This is a genomic window from Halobacillus sp. ABR2_026, from assembly GCF_056158545.1.
Genome location: NZ_JBSWTM010000001.1, coordinates 2056908 through 2072851 on the forward strand (window position 1 = coordinate 2056908; position 15944 = coordinate 2072851).

Genomic DNA, 15944 nt, shown 5'->3' on the forward strand with positions numbered 1-15944 from the left:
AAAACAGAGAAGCTGAGATTTACAATAAATGTTGTACTTCTATATCGATTGTACCGAGTTTTTACATCGCTTCATTGAAGGAGGTCGAATTTATGGCCAAATATACAATCGTCGACAAAGAGACATGCATAGCCTGCGGGGCCTGTGGCGCTGCTGCACCTGATATCTATGACTACGACGACGAAGGGATTGCTTACGTAGTCCTTGATGATAATGAAGGAACAGAAGAAGTTCCTGAACTGTATGAGGAAGACATGGAAGACGCTTATGATGGATGCCCCACCGATTCAATCAAAATTTCCACGGATCCTTTTCACGGAGATCCATTGAAATTCGAAGAATAATCGTCACCCGGAGAAAAGCCCCTAAATACTAGGGGCTTTTTTACTTGACCAGTCCTTCAAACCGAATTTCAGCTTCTTCCCGGTCCATGGTCGAAAATATCCGGTAATCCTCTGAATTGATAATGCGATAGTGTTGACTGATCACATTCTGCTGGAGGATGTATTTTTCTCCTTCGGCAATGTTCTGCCACCACACTTTCCCGCCGAGCGTTTTCGTTCCTTGCGGTTCCACGTGTTTATGAGCGATCGTCTCGACAATTTCGACGGGTGAATCACCCAAAACCCCTTTTAACACATCACTCTCTTGAAACAAGGCACAAACAGCAACAGCCGTCGTCCAGCCTGCCATCGTTCGTTGCTTTTCTATTTGGACGAGTGTTTTTTTGGATAGTCCCAGGATTTCCGCCATCCGATCCTGTGTATATCCATGCTCGACGCGTATCAATTTCATCTTTTCCGATAATAACTTTCGAACTTCATTTTGATCCATACCCTATCGACCCCTTTTCTACGTTCCTTTATTTTAACATGAGGGGAAGGGTCAATCCTATCAAAAAGACCCCCCTGCTATTTCTTACAGGGAGATCTCCACCAATCATTTTTGTATTGGATTTACCTTTTCCGGGACTGGGATCGGTTTGTCAAGGTCGTACGTGGAAAACGTCTGAACATCGATGCCGTTGAATTGAACTTCTTCAAACCCAAATTGTCCGGCAGAAGCCATGACCGCTTCCATCATCATGAGAAGCTGTTGTTCACTTTCCCAGGCTCCATGTTGCAGGTTGATCTGCACACTTCCCCCCTCCGATGTCACCGAGGTGAACTGTACATGCTCAGGGACAGCAGGAGTCAAATGGAGCCCTCTGCCTTTCTCTTTCATCATAGAAAGAGCCTCTTGGAAGGTAGGGGAACCATTGAGTGGAACGGGTGCCAGCAGCTGGTTAGACGAATCTTCCGTTTGATAGAGGTGGTATACGTATTCCCCTGATTGGATGACTGGTAGATCTGTCATTTCTCCATAATTCCCGAGAGGAACTGGGTCACCGGATGTCGTTTGTAAAGTGATTTTATCCAAAGGGAATCCTTCTAAATCCCACCGGATGGATTCAACAATCATTTGAACCATAGCTGTGCCGCTTGCATTAAATTCATCAGGAAAAATGGCGACCGCTGTTCGTTCATTCTCATCAACTTCATACTCGAGTTCTTCAACCAATCTTTCCGTCAAACCATACGTTGCAGGATCAAAAGTTTGGGTCTCATCATCACGTTGATAAGTGGGAATGACGACTTCTGCATTCTTCCCCGGATAACTGAGCGTCGTGTGATGATCTAACGTTTCCGCAACAACATACGAGTCCAGATCCGTTCCCTGATCCTCTTTAAGTTCAGCAGGTTCTGCCCCGGATTCATCTGTATCCTTTTCCGTTCCAGATTCTAAAGAAGGTGGCTCTTCTTCAGTCGTTGATTCGGCCTGATCGATCTCCTTCGATTCTTCTCCATCGTCAGCCGTTGACGATTCAGATGATGGGTCACTTTCTTCAGATGACGCTGAAGATTCCGCCATTTCTTCCTGGGTACTGTCCGCTGACTCTTCGGTCGTCGACATCCATCCATTGTTCGTAAAAAAGACCGGGATGAATACAGCGAGAACAAGCAGCACGGCAATAGTAGCCATTCCGGGAAACAACCAAGGAGCCACTTTCTTTTTCGAAGGTTGAATACGTGCTGAGACCCTTTGATAGAGCTGTTCTTTAGACTGACGGTCTTCCATTGCAGGCAGTTTCTCCAACCGTTTTTGGATGTCTTCTTCATTAGGCTTCTTCATGGTGTCCCCTCCCTTCTTCCATCTCTTCCAGAATCGTTTTCAAGGCTTTCATGGCCCTGTGTTGGGTCGTTTTCACTTTACTCTCACTCCAACTAAGAATTTCTGCTGTTTCTTTGATCGACATTCCCTGGATGAACCGGAAAATCAACACACTGCGCTGATCCACCGTGCATTGGTCCAGGGCTTTATAGACGGCACGGATTTCATCATTCTGGACAGCAATCTCTTCCGGCATTTGGTTTTGATCTTTAAGTTGTTCGCCCTTTTCTGTCCAATCGAAGAATTCCATGATCCGGTTTCTCTTTCTTTTCTGTTTGCGGAAATAATCGATGGCCACGTGTCTCGCTATAGAAAACAGCCATGTCTTCTCTGAGCTATTTCCATGGAATGAATCATATGATTTCATGACTCTCACATACACATCCTGGACGAGATCTTCAGCAAGACCGCGGTCCTTGACCATGTAGATGAGGAATTGAAAAAGGTCATGATGGTAATTGTCGTATAGTTCATCAAAGAACGTTCGCAATGGGTGTACCTCCTGGGTCATTATAGTAGTCGTTTTATGTAGAGTAAAAGTTACACCTTCTATCTTAATATGCAAAAAAAGAAAAAGGAACCGCGTTTAGAAAAGAATCCGCTTACCTTCGCTTTCACCTGAATATTTCCTATGTAGTAAAACGCCAAAGAAAAAAACTGCCCACTGGATGGGCAGCTAAGATGCATTCATTATTGCGTTCCTTTTAACATAACGTTGGAATAGTTTTCCGAGTACTGGTGAAAGAACAAGGATAAACACCGTGTTGGAGATGGCGTGATTCATATCCATCGGCAGTCCGGCCAGATAATAAGCCCAAAACGGTTGTCCGACAGCCCTCATCGTCAAGGAAAGAATCAAGCCGAACAGCAGCCCGCTGAAGAACCCATAAACGGATAAAAGCCAAACCGGCATGTTAGCCCAATACTTTCCCAAAATCCCGGCAAAAACACCAATGATGGACCATGCAATGATCTGCCAGATCGTCCAAATCCCCATGCCCAAGAGAACATTGGAAACGAACGTAGTGAGCAGGGCGATAAGAATTCCTGCAACGGGGCCGAGCCAAAAGCCTGCAATGATGATGATAGCAGTCACCGGCTGGATATTCGGCAAATGAGCAAGCGCCATCCTTCCGGCAACAGCGAGTGATGCCAGCATCGCGATCAGCGTAAGTTTATACGTGTTCATCTCGATTATTCCCAGGAACTGTAATCAAAAACGATTTCGTCTCCATCCTCAATTTCGTATTCATTCGCACCAACCATCGCTTCTTCCCCGTTAATGGTGTACATCCATGCCATTTTCTCTTCCTGATCCCCGGCAATCCCTTCGATACTGTTGATGAATCCGTCCGATTGTTCGACCTCATAATTGTTTTCCATCACTTCCATGAGTGTCGTTCCTTCTTCGACAGTGAATTCATCTTCTGCAATTATTTCTTCCCCATTGTTTTTAGACAATTGCATATCTACGGTAACTTCCTGTACTTCTTCTTCTTGTGTTGCCGTTGACTCACTGCTTCCCTCAGATCCGCACCCAACAAGGACACCTGCTGAGAGAATCAAAGCCACCAATACGGAATACCATTTTTTCATAAGAACCTCTCCTTTACTATTCGTGTTTCAGGCTTCGCGGAGAGGAGATTGAGGACCACAATCGGTTGGTTCCTTCAGTAAGGTTTACGACGATCACGAAAAAAAGCCTGCCCCTCTAAAGGGCAGGCTTAAAGACAATCGAAAGGATAAGAAGCATCAACCACGTTCTACCGATCGGTTGTCTCAAACGCTCAATCCCCGAAGCTTTGAAACAATGGATCAGGCAGGTCTACTGACTTGTGCGTCATCCTAATCAGGATCCTTCCCATGTCTACAGACACAGTGGATGTTCCCTTTCGTCTACACATACAGTTGCGAGGACAGTTCTGGTTTTGCACCAGATTCCCTATCAAGTCTTTTCAGACACCTGAATCCTCTTCATATGAAGTTTCCATAGATAAGATTACAACAATTTTTTGAATATAGCAACATTATTTGTGAGAGAATGGAATTCGGAATGTAAAGGTAGTTCCTTCCCTCAATTTACTATGAACGCTGATCGTTCCTTCGTGGGCATCCACGATATTTTTCGCAATCGCCAAGCCTAGACCTGTGCCTTTTTTGTAATTTTTATTTTCCCGTTTCCTGGATTTATCGGCTTTATAAAAACGTTCGAATACAAAAGGAAGATCTTCTTCTGCGATGCCAAAGCCGGAATCTTTTACACTTGCGACCCAGTCATGATCATCTTTTTCAAGAATCACACGTACTTCACTGCCAGGATCCGAATGACGGATCGCATTATCAATCAGATTCGTAAATACCTGTTCGATACGGTCAGGATCGAAGGTTAGATTGCCAAACTCCGCAAGTACCTCCAAATGAAGCTCCACTTCTTTTTCTTTAGCGATACCACTGAATTTCCGGACAATTCTATTCAAGAACGCCTCCACATCAACAGACTCTTCATTCAATTGGATATGCCCTGCTTCCATACGGGCAAGATCCAACAGTTCATTAACGAGCCGGCCGATTCTCAAAGATTCATCGTGAATGATCTGGGCCAGTTCGTTTTTGTCTTCCTTCGATTCCGCAATATCATCCACAATCGCCTCACTGTATCCTTGAAGCATGGAAATAGGCGTACGAAGTTCATGTGACACGTTGGCAATAAAATCCTTGCGCAATTTGTTCAACCGTCTTTCTTCTGTCATGTCCCTCAACACAGCGACAGCGCCGCGGACTTTTTCTTTATCATATAAAGGGGTCATGATGATAACCCATGATCTTCCTTGGAGAGACATCTCGACCATCGATTCATCTTCATCTGTGATGACCTTTCCAAACAACTCCCGAAGCGGCTCGGGCAGCGATGCCTGGTTTTCAGAATCCTGAGAAACATTCTGATCGAACATATACGCCTCTAAGAACTGTTGCGCTGGAGGGTTAGAAATCAGCACATGTCCTTTCCGGTTAAACGTAATGACACCGTCCGCCATCGACCGCAAAATCCCGGATAGTTGTTCTTTTTCCTGATTTAACGCATTGATGTGGAATTTTAACTCCCGGCCCATTCGGTTGAAGGCCATGGCAAGCTCTCCGATTTCATCATGGGTCCGAATCGGAATTTTCGTATTGAACTCCCCTTTAGCAAGTTCAAGCGCTCCTTCTCTCATTTTTATCAGAGGAGCCGTAATTCTAGTGGAAAGGAAAAAAGCGAAGATCGTCGTCAATACAATGGCAATACCCGCTCCCAAGAATATGATCTTGGTCGTTTGTTCAGACGTTTCTTCGATTGTATCCAGGGATTGATAGACATAAACAGCTCCATCTTTATTGTTTAATGGGGTCCCGACAACCATGATCCCTGTTTCCCCATCCCCTAAGTCTGCGACTTTTTTTACATCGGCTCCTTCACTAACGACCGTCGCCAAATCTTGATCGTTTTCAAACCAAGACTGGTCGAGCACCGGAAGCGCATCTGAATCACTCTCTGATACAAGTGGCTCCCCTTCCCCTTTCACGATGACCGCTCGACTGGCCGGGTCTTTCACGAGAGCTGTCGTCGACAGCAGCAGCTCCTCTTCCTTTTCATAACGGTCCACCACATCCGAAATCCTGTCTGCCGTCTGGAGCAAGTGCCTTTCCGCTTCCAGCACATGATAATTTTGAAAGAACTCCAACAGGAGAACCGTCAAAATGAACAGCACAAAACAGACTAATAGCAGAATAGTGAACCATAATTTCCCAACAACACTACGCCAGAACATCAGTCACCTGATACCTCAAACTTGTAACCGATGCCCCATACCGTAACAATCATCCCTGCAGCTTCCGCTGATACTTTACTCAGCTTTTCACGGAGACGTTTGACATGGGTATCCACCGTCCGGAGGTCACCGAAGAATTCATACTGCCATACTTCTTTCAATAACTGTTCCCGGTCGAAAACTTTGTCCGGGGATTGTGCCATATAGTGAAGAAGTTCGTATTCTTTCGGTGTCAAGGCCACTTCTTTACCATCCGCTGTTACACGGTGGGCATCGTTGTCGATGGTCATATGTGGGAAAACGATGACATTCCGAGCCGAGGTTTCCGTTTCCAGAAACTTTGTAGATGAAGAGCGACGCAGGAGCGCTTTCACACGCAGAACCACTTCTCTTGGACTGAAAGGTTTGACGATATAGTCATCGGTTCCGACTTCGAACCCTTGTACACGATTCGCTTCCTCCCCTTTTGCCGTCAGCATGATGACAGGGGTGGCTTTCTTCTCACGAAGTTCCTTGCATACCTCAATCCCGTCTTTACCCGGCAGCATTAAATCAAGCAGGATCACATCATAATCGTTCTGAATCGCTTTATCTAAAGCTTCTTCGCCATCTTCCGCCTCGTCGATAACGTAATCTTCTCTCTCTAAATACATGCGGATAAGCCTGCGGATTCGTTCTTCATCATCCACTACGAGCACCTTTGCTTCTTGATCCATATAAAACCCTCCATATCAATAAAAATTGAACGCTTTCAATTGATTTCTAAACAAAGGGCAGGCCGAGTCATGAGTCCCGCCTGCCTGTTGTGTCTTATGCATAAGAGTGTAAACCTGAAATGATCAAGTTGACAGCGATCAAGTTGAACATGATGATTCCGAAGCCACCAACCGCCAGCCAGGCGGACTTCAACCCCTGCCATCCTCTGGAAAGGCGCAGGTGAAGATAAGCAGCATAAAAGAAAAAGGTAATCAAAGCCCATACTTCTTTCGGGTCCCAACCCCAGAATCTATCCCACGCCTGCTGTGCCCAAATCATAGCGAAAATAAGGGCTCCAAGCGTAAACACAGGGAATCCGATGGCAACCGCACGGTAGGAAACTTCATCGACAAGTTCAGGATTCACCTTTTTATTAAGGAGCGGTTGCAAAGCAGCCGCGACCCTTTTTCTTAAGATCAACCGCGTTCCACCATAAAGAACTGCTCCACCTAACAGAGCCCATAAGAATGTATTGAATTTCTTCGCGGCATCCTGTCCACGCATCCATTCTGGTGCCTCAAAAAGAGGGGCCATCGCTTCTTCATTCATCATCACACCATCATACGGACCTGCAATGGCCGGCATTTCGTACGTGATCTCCGCTTGTTGTCCTTCCACTGGTGCATCAAATGTCGCCTCATAATTCATAGCGCTGAACGTTGAAGAAACGATGATGAACGCTAAAGTAGCTGCGATGATATAGATGACAAACTCAAGCCAAATGGTATGTTTGGAACGACGGCTTTGATCCACTTGACTGATCAGGAAAATCAAACCTGCCACAAAACTGACAGATAATATCCCTTGTCCAAGGGATGCAGTCGTTACATGGATGTAGAGCCAATGAGACTGCAGCGATGGAACAAGAGGGGATATTTCAGTCGGGAACATGCTGGCGAAAGCGATCAGCAGCAAAGCGATCGGCAAAGCGAACAATCCCAACAGATCAACCCTGTAAATAAAGTAAAGAACAATGAATGCAAAGACCAGCATCATCCCGAAAAATGTCGTGTATTCAAATAAATTACTTATCGGTGCATGACCGCTGGCAAACCATCTTGTAATAAAATAACCGACTTGTGTAAGGAACCCTACGATTGTGATCGTAATTCCGATATTCCCTGCCAAACGGCTCTTTCCCTTCTTCTTATCACGAATGGTTCCTCCGAAAAAGAAGGTTGCAATTAAATAAGTAAAAAAAGCAATGTAGAGCAGATTGCCACTAATGGCTGTCCAATCCATCCTTCATCCTCCTGACTCTATGATTTCATTTCATACTGATCCTGAGGGGCATCGATATGAGTGCCTTCAATGGATTTTTCAATATCCATTCTCAAGGCATACCAGTTTTTATTGGTGTGTCCGGCAATCCAGGCTCCATCCGGTCTTGGCTGCAGCCAGATTCTGCGGTGGTTCCAGTACATTCCCTGAATGACACCAATCATGAAGATAGCTCCACCGAGCGATATGATCCACAAGGTGTGATCCTTCTTGACCGTGAGACCCGTCACGTCCCGGGTGTCAAAACCTGTCAGGCCTATTTTGTACTGATTCGAATCCCCGGCATCTATATTCGCTCCAATCCCTAGGAAACTCGTTTCAGCTGTGTCTTCTCCAGGTGGGTAAACGTTAAATACAAACGCCGGGTTTTTCGGAAATTTAGAAACTGAAGCCGGTTCCCCGTCCTGCATTTCGTATTCAGGGAAGTAGTTGACGATTTCCACTCGGAACCCACCATCGAGCTCATATGTAGATTGAGGATCAGTCAAATCAACGGTGAACGCTCCATAGTTCGTATCCTCATCTTCCTTATCATGGATTTTAAAGGACATCTCTTTGAATTCATCCAGCTGGTAGCTCGCCTGATACAAGGCAAAGTCGTCAAACTTCAAAGGATTGTTCAATGTGGAGGCTCCCTCTTTGATCGGCTCGAGCTCCGCTTCAGCACCAGCAACATCCGGGTTCGTGCGCTGATAAATCACTGCATCCGTCCGGAATGTTTTCGGAATGGCCCCTTCCTGGTTTTCGATGGCTTCTTTGAATTTGGCATCCTCAGGATCATCTTTGTCATAGGTTTCTAGAGTAAATGCCTCGTTCTTGATATAGTATTCCCCTTCAGTGCCGGGGATCAGTGTCGTCTCGCCTTCCCTCACCCATACGTGTTCATCGACATGGAACGCAGGGAGAAACCTTAATAGAGTACCGAGAAGGAATATAATGAGACCGATATGGTTCACATAAGGCCCCCACCGGGCAAATCGGTTCTTTTCCGCCAACACATGTCCCTCTTGTTCGTGGACCTTGAAGCGCCTCTTTTTTAAATTGGCTTTGAATTTCTCGTAATCAATGGCTTCTGCTTTTGTTTCCCCGAATACACGCTGCTTTTTCATGAAAAGTTCATGGCGCTTCGGCTTCTGCCGTTTCAATGTTTTGTAAAGGGGAAAGAAACGGTCAATGGATGCAATGACGATGGATACACCAATGAGAGCAAGTAAAAGCATGTACCACCATGAACTGAACAGATCGTGAAATCCTAGTTGATAATAGATCTGCCCTGCCAGACCATACTGATCTTCATAATGAATGGCAGGATCCGCTCCCCTGATAAATTCTTCCTGTGGAAAAATCGTCCCGATGGCTGATGCCACGACCGTAATGAATATGAGGGTGACCCCCACTTTTACTGAAGAAAAGAAATTCCAGATTTTATCCACGATCGTTCGGTTATAGGTTTGTGACCGGCGGGCACTTCCATCATAACGCATATTCAGGAGTTGTTTGCCATCATTGCCATCAATATGCTGGTTTTGATCCACCGGCTTTCCACAGGCTTCACAAAGGACCGTACCTTCCGGGTTCACATGACCACATTCACAGGTAATCTCTTTCATAGTAAAACCTCACAATGTCAAGTAGACTCTATTCCTCGGGTGAAATATCCTGCAGGTGGCCTTCAAGCTTATCCAACGTAAGCGGGCCAATGACCTGTTCTTCAATTTCACCTTCCGGATTGATGAAAAGCGTAGAAGGAATCGGACCGATGTTATAAAGATCCATCACCTGTCCATTCTTATCCTGAAGAATAGGGAAAGAGAGATTGTATTCGTTCACAAAATTCTCGACAACAAGTTCCGTAGAATCCAAGTTGACAGCAAGAATTTCGACCCCTTTTTCTTTATACTCCGGATACAATTCTTCCATATAAGGCATTTCATCTTTACACGGCTTACAATACGTAGCCCAAAAGTTGACCATGACACCCTTTCCTCTAAGATCGCTCAATTGGACGGTTTCTTCCGTTCCGAATTTCTTCAATTGGAAGTCAGGTGCCTTTTCTCCTTTAGCGATGACTGATTGCTCATCCTTGTTGTTAGCGACTAGAGCGAACACGACCAGCCCGACCATGACGGCAAGCATAGCGGTTCGGAAAACCAGGCGCTTTCTTTTTTTCTTCAAGGTGTTTTCCTTCATATTGACTCACTCCCAAACCATTATAACATTGATCGAAGTGGATAAATTTGAACGTTATTCAACAGTTTTTTCAGCAAGGGCACGCAATTGTTTCACTTCGAAAGGTTTCAAAGGACGAGAATCACCTGCATTCATCCCATGCAGATCGAGAGAGCCGTAACGTTCACGCTTCAATTTATCGACAGGATAGCCAAGAGATTCAAACATGCGTCGGACTTGACGGTTCTTTCCTTCGTGCAGAATGATCTGTACAATCGCTGTATTTTTCTTCGAATCCGTAGAATTGATCTTTGCATGGACAGCCTTCAAATATTCTCCATCCACCGTCATTCCCTTCTTCAACTGTTTCAATTGTTCCTGAGAAGGAATGCCTTTCGTCTTGGCAATGTACACTTTGTCCACTTCATGGCTCGGGTGCATCAATAAGTTCGCGAACTCCCCGTCATTCGTCAACAAGATCAAACCGGACGTATCATAGTCCAAACGGCCGATCGGAAAGATCCGTTCCTGGACTTCCGGAAGAAAGTCTGTGACAACTTTACGACCTTTATCATCGCTCACACTTGAAATGACTCCGCGTGGTTTATATAACAAATAGTAGACAGGGGCTTCTTTATCAATCGGTACACCTTCTACTTCGACATCATCATTTTTACCTACTTTCGTTCCGAGCTCTGTAACGACCTTTCCATTCACGGTCACTTTACCATCCACGATCATTTTTTCTGCTTTTCTTCGTGATGCAACACCTGCGTGGGCGATCACTTTTTGTAGTCGTTCCATATCTGCCATACGACCGTCACCAACTTTCTTTAAAATCACTCATTTTTTCATGAAACGGAGCCACGCTCACAAAGCGCGGCTCGTCAGTTCATCTACATTATACACATTCTATAAAGATTTGAACAAAAAAACCATCCTATTAACCAAATAGGATGATTACAATAACAATTGAGGCAATTATACCAACAAGGTCCGCCATCAGTCCAACTTTCAAAGCATCCCCCATCCTCTTAATCCCCACAGCTCCGAAATAGACCGTTATGATGTAGAGCGTCGTATCCGTACTCCCCTGCATGACTGAGGCGAGATGACCGATGAAAGAGTCCGGTCCAAATGTCCGAATCAACTCTGTGGTCATACTGAGTGCTGCTGTTCCTGAGATCGGCCGGATGAAGGCGAGAGGAAGTATATCCGCCGGAGCACCGACAAGGGACAGGAGTGGCTCGAACACTTTCACGACAGCCCCCATAGCCCCGGAGGCCTGAAATACGGCAATCGAAACCATCATCCCTAACAAGAACGGAAGAAGACTGATGGCAATTTGGATTCCTTCTTTGCTTCCTTCTACAAATGTTTCATAGGATGGAACTTTTTTGAGAGTGGCTGTCACCAGAACGAGCAGAATGATGGATGGAATGAGCCAGATGCTGATCATAAACGCATCGCCCTTTCCCTCTTGTAATGGAAGTAACGGTCAATCAATAATGCAGCAATGGTAGAAATGATCGTCGCTAGAATCGTCGCCCCTACAATGGACGTCGGCTCTTCAGAACCATATTTCATTCTAATCGCGATAACAGTAGTCGGAATAAGGGTAAGAGAGGATGTATTGATCGCTAACAAAGTAATCATCGACCGGCTCGCTTTATCTGACCCTGACAATTCCTTCAATTCTTTCATCGCCTTCAAGCCCATAGGTGTCGCCGCATTTCCTAACCCGAACATGTTTGCAGTCATATTAGAAAGGATATAGCCAAGCGCTGGATGATCGTCAGGAACTTCGGGGAAAATTCGCTTCACGATCGGTCTGAATAATTTGGCAAGACCAGCAAGCAGTCCGGCCTCTTCTGCAATTTTCATAAGACCGAGCCAGAAGATGAGAACACCTGCTAGGCTCAATGTAATCATGACCGCCTCATCCAAAGTCGAAAATATCGCTTTGTTTACATCCTCCATCGTCCCATTGAAGGCGGCATAAACGATGCCTGTAATGGCGAGGAACGCCCAGATCAGGTTGACCATGGCTGAACCCCCGCCATCCGGTTCAAGAAAGCTTTCACTTCAGTGAAAAAAGAACGGGTAGGACGCTCATTCCAAACTGGCGCTTCTACGAGAGGCTCGTTTCCGACCATGAAATACGTGACTCCTGCCAAATTCGTATCCGCTCCTTGATCATATCGATAAAAGGATGCGTGAAGGTCTTCCTTTTCAGACAGAGTAAGAGGAAAATAGATATCCCTTGGAATATACAGGGTACGCCCATTCACTTCGACACTTCCTTCGCTTTGCAGCTTCACTGTCTCAAAATGATCAAATCCCCATTCGAACATATTCGTGTGGTCATTCCAATCATCAGGAGCATTTAAAGTGACAGCAATGAGCTCCATCCCGTCTTTTTCAGCACTCGTCACCAGCGTCCTTCCTGCCGCCTTGGTAAATCCTGTCTTCCCGCCATTTGTCGGTTCATAATACTGAGTGAGCATCTTATTTTTGTTCTTCCAGGAATACTCACGATTTTCAGAACGATACATTTCACTGCCTGTCACTTCACGGAATGTATCATTTTTCATCGAATAGGCCATCAACAATCCAAGATCATAGGCACTGGAGTAATGGGTTTCCCCATCCAATCCATGCGGGTTTTCAAAATGGCTGTTATTCATTCCGAGCCAGGCCGCTTTTTCATTCATCATCTGTACGAATCCTTCGACACTCCCGCCGACATGTTCGGCAATTGCGACGGCAGAATCATTGCCTGATCTTAGCATCAAACCATACACCAAATCCTTCAAAGGGATTTTTTCTTTTTCGGTTAAATAAATGGAAGACCCCTCGGTATAGACAGCCCTTTTACTTACCTTCACTTTTTCTTCCATCATTCCGGATTCAATAGCGATGATGGCTGTCATGATCTTTGTCGTGCTTGCAATCAACGTGGGATTATAGGCGTTCTTTTCATATAAAACCCGCCCGGATTCCGCATCCATTAAAACGGCCCGCTCTGCAGAAACCGATAGATTAGGATTCGCTTGTACGGGGTCCACCATAAAAATTGGAAGTAGTAAAGTCATGGCCACTGCCACATAAAAGAACCTTCTCAAGAGGACTTCCTCCTATTCACATCATTTGCTTCAACTTATGCAAAAGCGTACAAGCTTATGAGTAAGGCTCTTTTAAAGTTCAGCATCAATACTCCCAACAGGAAAGCCTTTACTGGGAGACTCCTGCGATAAGAGATCATTAACAGGACAACAGTTTGCGGAGGCCAAACACCCACTCAACCCAAAGAGATGGAATGTGGAATTTCTCCAGGAAACCAACAACTTTTTTTCAGAATGGCTCTGTTAAAGTTTAGTGTTGATATTCCTGCAAAAAGGAACTTCCAATTTTATAGAAGTTCCTTTTTTTATATTTGGCTTATTCAACGAAAGCTCCCTTTCTTGAGGATTCAGTTTCGGGATTTTTGTGGTAGTTAGGAGCTGCGAGGGATGACTCGCTTTCCGCGGGAGCGCGGTGAGCCTCCTCAGGCTTACGCTTTGCGGGGTCTCACCAAGCACTCTTTTCCTCGTAGATATCCGGTTTCTGCGCCTAGCGAGACTTCCCTCGCTTCTGTACGATAAATCAACATCGAATCCCTTCGTTCTTCGTGTTTCCTTTATCTCCTCCAGTCCAGTCCATACGCCGCTGAACGAGGCGCCTGCACACTTAAGATAGGAGTCTCGCCATCCCCCTCCGCCCCTTGGCTAGATCACGGTCTCGAAACCCCTTCATGAATCATTAACTATTCTAGTTGATGAGATGATAAGGATCCTATTTCAAGCCGAGGTACTTGCACACAGAAAGCTTGATACATAGCGTTTCTTGCGTAGAACAATCACGTTAGTAGAAGACCATCCAACGTTGGTAAAGGGGTTTGTTCCCCCCTCTTGGAATAGGGGGGGTGGGAAGCTGGGAGACTCCCGTGGCAGAAAGGAGATCGGCGAAATCCCGCAGGGCGTAGCCCGAGGAAGCTCGGCACTCCCCCACAGGAAAGTGAGTAGCTTCCCAGCCGCTCCTGGCACTCAACACGATAACGAACCCCAAACCATCTCGAATCGGAGTCTTCAACAATCCTGCCTTTATGCTCTTTAGTGAAAGGCTCCGTTTCGAAATAATAATCCAACAAGATTCAATGGTTGAATCGTGAAAGGACATCTAAAGGTTTCGACACTTAGAAATATATTCCCTTTTACCAGCCTACCGTTCATTGTCACTTCCATCCGTTGATGCAAATATCAATATTGAACATTAACAGAGCCACAGAATAAAAAAGCTGTTCCCCGGAAGAGGAACAGCTTTTTTATTCATCACTGAATGGATCTTCATCATCATTGAATTTTTCAAAGAAAAGGTCCGGATCTCCTTCTTCGCCCTCTCCCTGCTTGAGCTCGGATAAAGGCGGAAGTTCTTCGATTGAGGTCAAACCAAAATAAATAAGAAAATCTTTGGTCGTTCCATACAATATTGGCCGGCCGATGGCGTCTTTCCGTCCTTTTTCTTCGATCAACCCTCTATTAACCAGGGTCTGGATGGCACGGTCACTTTTAACACCGCGCAGATCATCGACCTCAATTCTTGTGATCGGCTGCTGATAGGCGATGATGGCCAGCGTCTCTAGAGCAGCCTGGGAGAGCCTTGTAGACCCTGGTGAATCCAGGAGCCGCTTATAGTAGGAAGCGTGCTCAGGTTTGGTCGTCAAATGCAGTGTCCCTTGCGACTCCATAATTGTCAAACCTCTATGTGTTGATTCATATTCGGTCATCATCTCTGTAAGCAATGCTTTTACGGTCTTTGTATCCAGTTCCAGTAAATCCGTCAGCTTCTTTTTTGTGATTCCTTCTTCCCCCGCAGCAAAAAGCAGGCCTTCGGTAATGGCTTTATATTCTTCTAACTCCATGGTGCATCCTCCGTCTTGTATACGATTAGTTCATCAAAATGTTGTTGTTGGACACACACGATGTCGTTGCTTTTCATCAACTCCAGCAAGGCGATGAAAGTAACGACGATATGCGGGCGTGTACGTTGCTCAAATAACCGATGAAAAGGAGTACCACCTGATCCGACTTCGATTTTCCCGAGGATTTCTTCCATCCTCATCTGAATCGGAATTTCATCTTTCCGGACTTTCGCTTCCTGTGGCTTTTCGGTTTTGGCCCTTTTCAGCAAGTTCCCCATCGCCTGGATCATATCATAAACGGATGCTTCCCCCGGGCGGACTTCCGGCATTTCGTCTTCCCAGCCTTCCATATTCAATGGAGGGCGTGTGTAAATGCGATTGGCATCGAGTTCCTTTTCTTTCAATCCCTCAGCTGCCTGTTTATATTTGCGGTACTCAATCAGTCGTCTCATTAAGTCCTCTCGAGGGTCCTCTTCCATGCCCTCTTCATCAAATTCATCTTCAATATTCTGGTTCGGGAGGAGCATCTGACTTTTCATAGCGAGCAGAGTAGCAGCCATGACGAGATACTCACTGGCAAGGTCCAGTTCAAGTTCCTGCATCGTATGGATATAATTCATGTATTGATCTGTTATTTGAGAGACAGGAATATTATAAATGTCTATTTCATATCGGTTGATCAAATGTAAAAGAAGATCAAGAGGCCCTTCGAAACCTTCCACTTTCACTTGGTAACTTTTTTTCATAACAATCTTCCTTTA

Annotated in this window: 17 protein-coding genes and 1 riboswitch; of the genes, 1 reads left to right on the forward strand and 16 read right to left on the reverse strand. The window is 45.4% G+C overall.

Annotated elements, in window-relative coordinates:
* The first annotated feature begins 92 nt into the window (after positions 1 to 92).
* The gene (locus tag ACXADE_RS10635; protein ID WP_474980444.1) at positions 93 to 344 is read left to right on the forward strand and encodes a ferredoxin; all 252 of its coding nucleotides are present in this window, start codon (positions 93 to 95) and stop codon (positions 342 to 344) included.
* A gap of 40 nt (positions 345 to 384) precedes the next feature.
* On the opposite strand, the gene ACXADE_RS10640 is transcribed toward ACXADE_RS10635, so the two are convergent.
* From ACXADE_RS10640 to ACXADE_RS10715, 16 genes are all read right to left on the reverse strand, one after another.
* Positions 385 to 834: a helix-turn-helix transcriptional regulator gene (locus ACXADE_RS10640; protein WP_474980445.1), complete on the reverse strand. Its 450-nt coding sequence runs from the start codon at positions 832 to 834 to the stop codon at positions 385 to 387.
* A 105-nt stretch (positions 835 to 939) separates the two neighbouring features.
* On the reverse strand, positions 940 to 2172 hold the full coding sequence (locus ACXADE_RS10645; RefSeq protein ID WP_474980446.1) for a hypothetical protein: 1233 nt from the start codon (positions 2170 to 2172) through the stop codon (positions 940 to 942).
* Complete coding sequence (gene sigX / locus ACXADE_RS10650; RefSeq protein ID WP_474980447.1) at positions 2159 to 2701, reverse strand: RNA polymerase sigma factor SigX; 543 nt, start codon at positions 2699 to 2701, stop codon at positions 2159 to 2161. Before sigX ends, ACXADE_RS10645 begins: the two co-directional genes overlap by 14 nt.
* Positions 2702 to 2887: 186 nt before the next feature.
* On the reverse strand, positions 2888 to 3400 hold the full coding sequence (locus ACXADE_RS10655; protein ID WP_474980448.1) for an ECF transporter S component: 513 nt from the start codon (positions 3398 to 3400) through the stop codon (positions 2888 to 2890).
* Between the two features lie 5 nt (positions 3401 to 3405).
* Positions 3406 to 3807 (reverse strand): DUF4430 domain-containing protein, encoded by a 402-nt coding sequence (locus ACXADE_RS10660; RefSeq protein WP_474980449.1) that lies wholly within the window; start codon positions 3805 to 3807, stop codon positions 3406 to 3408.
* Between the two features lie 205 nt (positions 3808 to 4012).
* Positions 4013 to 4193: riboswitch (cobalamin riboswitch) on the reverse strand.
* A gap of 45 nt (positions 4194 to 4238) precedes the next feature.
* Complete coding sequence (locus ACXADE_RS10665; protein ID WP_474980450.1) at positions 4239 to 6017, reverse strand: ATP-binding protein; 1779 nt, start codon at positions 6015 to 6017, stop codon at positions 4239 to 4241.
* Complete coding sequence (locus ACXADE_RS10670; RefSeq protein WP_474980451.1) at positions 6017 to 6733, reverse strand: response regulator transcription factor; 717 nt, start codon at positions 6731 to 6733, stop codon at positions 6017 to 6019. The genes ACXADE_RS10665 and ACXADE_RS10670 overlap by 1 nt, the downstream gene beginning before the upstream one ends.
* 94 nt (positions 6734 to 6827) lie before the next feature.
* Positions 6828 to 8015, reverse strand: a complete 1188-nt coding sequence (gene ccsB / locus ACXADE_RS10675; RefSeq protein WP_474980452.1) for a c-type cytochrome biogenesis protein CcsB — start codon at positions 8013 to 8015, stop codon at positions 6828 to 6830.
* Between the two features lie 17 nt (positions 8016 to 8032).
* The gene (resB, locus tag ACXADE_RS10680) at positions 8033 to 9664 is read right to left on the reverse strand and encodes a cytochrome c biogenesis protein ResB (protein WP_474980453.1); all 1632 of its coding nucleotides are present in this window, start codon (positions 9662 to 9664) and stop codon (positions 8033 to 8035) included.
* 28 nt (positions 9665 to 9692) lie between these two features.
* Positions 9693 to 10244, reverse strand: a complete 552-nt coding sequence (resA, locus tag ACXADE_RS10685) for a thiol-disulfide oxidoreductase ResA (protein ID WP_474980454.1) — start codon at positions 10242 to 10244, stop codon at positions 9693 to 9695.
* A 54-nt stretch (positions 10245 to 10298) separates the two neighbouring features.
* Positions 10299 to 11027, reverse strand: coding sequence for a pseudouridine synthase (locus tag ACXADE_RS10690; protein ID WP_474982221.1), 729 nt, complete (start codon positions 11025 to 11027; stop codon positions 10299 to 10301).
* A gap of 139 nt (positions 11028 to 11166) precedes the next feature.
* The gene (locus tag ACXADE_RS10695) at positions 11167 to 11682 is read right to left on the reverse strand and encodes a spore maturation protein (RefSeq protein ID WP_474980455.1); all 516 of its coding nucleotides are present in this window, start codon (positions 11680 to 11682) and stop codon (positions 11167 to 11169) included.
* A complete protein-coding gene (locus ACXADE_RS10700) occupies positions 11679 to 12269 on the reverse strand; it encodes a nucleoside recognition domain-containing protein (protein WP_474980456.1) in 591 nt (196 codons plus the stop codon). Before ACXADE_RS10700 ends, ACXADE_RS10695 begins: the two co-directional genes overlap by 4 nt.
* Complete coding sequence (locus ACXADE_RS10705; RefSeq protein ID WP_474982222.1) at positions 12257 to 13318, reverse strand: D-alanyl-D-alanine carboxypeptidase family protein; 1062 nt, start codon at positions 13316 to 13318, stop codon at positions 12257 to 12259. The genes ACXADE_RS10700 and ACXADE_RS10705 overlap by 13 nt, the downstream gene beginning before the upstream one ends.
* 1268 nt (positions 13319 to 14586) lie before the next feature.
* Positions 14587 to 15183, reverse strand: a complete 597-nt coding sequence (gene scpB, locus ACXADE_RS10710) for an SMC-Scp complex subunit ScpB (protein ID WP_474980457.1) — start codon at positions 15181 to 15183, stop codon at positions 14587 to 14589.
* On the reverse strand, positions 15174 to 15929 hold the full coding sequence (locus tag ACXADE_RS10715; RefSeq protein ID WP_474980458.1) for a segregation/condensation protein A: 756 nt from the start codon (positions 15927 to 15929) through the stop codon (positions 15174 to 15176). The genes scpB and ACXADE_RS10715 overlap by 10 nt, the downstream gene beginning before the upstream one ends.
* Between the last annotated feature and the right edge of the window lie 15 nt (positions 15930 to 15944).

Excerpts from the sequence above, each read along its gene's own strand:
- ACXADE_RS10665 (WP_474980450.1), bottom strand. The coding sequence starts at position 6,017 with ATGTTCTGGCGTAGTGTTGTTGGGAAATTATGGTTCACTATTCTGCTA.
- ccsB (WP_474980452.1), bottom strand. The coding sequence starts at position 8,015 with ATGGATTGGACAGCCATTAGTGGCAATCTGCTCTACATTGCTTTTTTT.
- ACXADE_RS10690 (WP_474982221.1), bottom strand. The coding sequence starts at position 11,027 with ATGGAACGACTACAAAAAGTGATCGCCCACGCAGGTGTTGCATCACGA.
- scpB (WP_474980457.1), bottom strand. The coding sequence starts at position 15,183 with ATGGAGTTAGAAGAATATAAAGCCATTACCGAAGGCCTGCTTTTTGCT.
- ACXADE_RS10640 (WP_474980445.1), bottom strand. The coding sequence starts at position 834 with ATGGATCAAAATGAAGTTCGAAAGTTATTATCGGAAAAGATGAAATTG.
- resB (WP_474980453.1), bottom strand. The coding sequence starts at position 9,664 with ATGAAAGAGATTACCTGTGAATGTGGTCATGTGAACCCGGAAGGTACG.
- resA (WP_474980454.1), bottom strand. The coding sequence starts at position 10,244 with ATGAAGGAAAACACCTTGAAGAAAAAAAGAAAGCGCCTGGTTTTCCGA.
- ACXADE_RS10645 (WP_474980446.1), bottom strand. The coding sequence starts at position 2,172 with ATGAAGAAGCCTAATGAAGAAGACATCCAAAAACGGTTGGAGAAACTG.
- ACXADE_RS10715 (WP_474980458.1), bottom strand. The coding sequence starts at position 15,929 with ATGAAAAAAAGTTACCAAGTGAAAGTGGAAGGTTTCGAAGGGCCTCTT.
- ACXADE_RS10695 (WP_474980455.1), bottom strand. The coding sequence starts at position 11,682 with ATGATCAGCATCTGGCTCATTCCATCCATCATTCTGCTCGTTCTGGTG.
- ACXADE_RS10635 (WP_474980444.1), top strand. The coding sequence starts at position 93 with ATGGCCAAATATACAATCGTCGACAAAGAGACATGCATAGCCTGCGGG.
- ACXADE_RS10670 (WP_474980451.1), bottom strand. The coding sequence starts at position 6,733 with ATGGATCAAGAAGCAAAGGTGCTCGTAGTGGATGATGAAGAACGAATC.
- ACXADE_RS10660 (WP_474980449.1), bottom strand. The coding sequence starts at position 3,807 with ATGAAAAAATGGTATTCCGTATTGGTGGCTTTGATTCTCTCAGCAGGT.
- ACXADE_RS10655 (WP_474980448.1), bottom strand. The coding sequence starts at position 3,400 with ATGAACACGTATAAACTTACGCTGATCGCGATGCTGGCATCACTCGCT.
- ACXADE_RS10700 (WP_474980456.1), bottom strand. The coding sequence starts at position 12,269 with ATGGTCAACCTGATCTGGGCGTTCCTCGCCATTACAGGCATCGTTTAT.
- ACXADE_RS10705 (WP_474982222.1), bottom strand. The coding sequence starts at position 13,318 with ATGACTTTACTACTTCCAATTTTTATGGTGGACCCCGTACAAGCGAAT.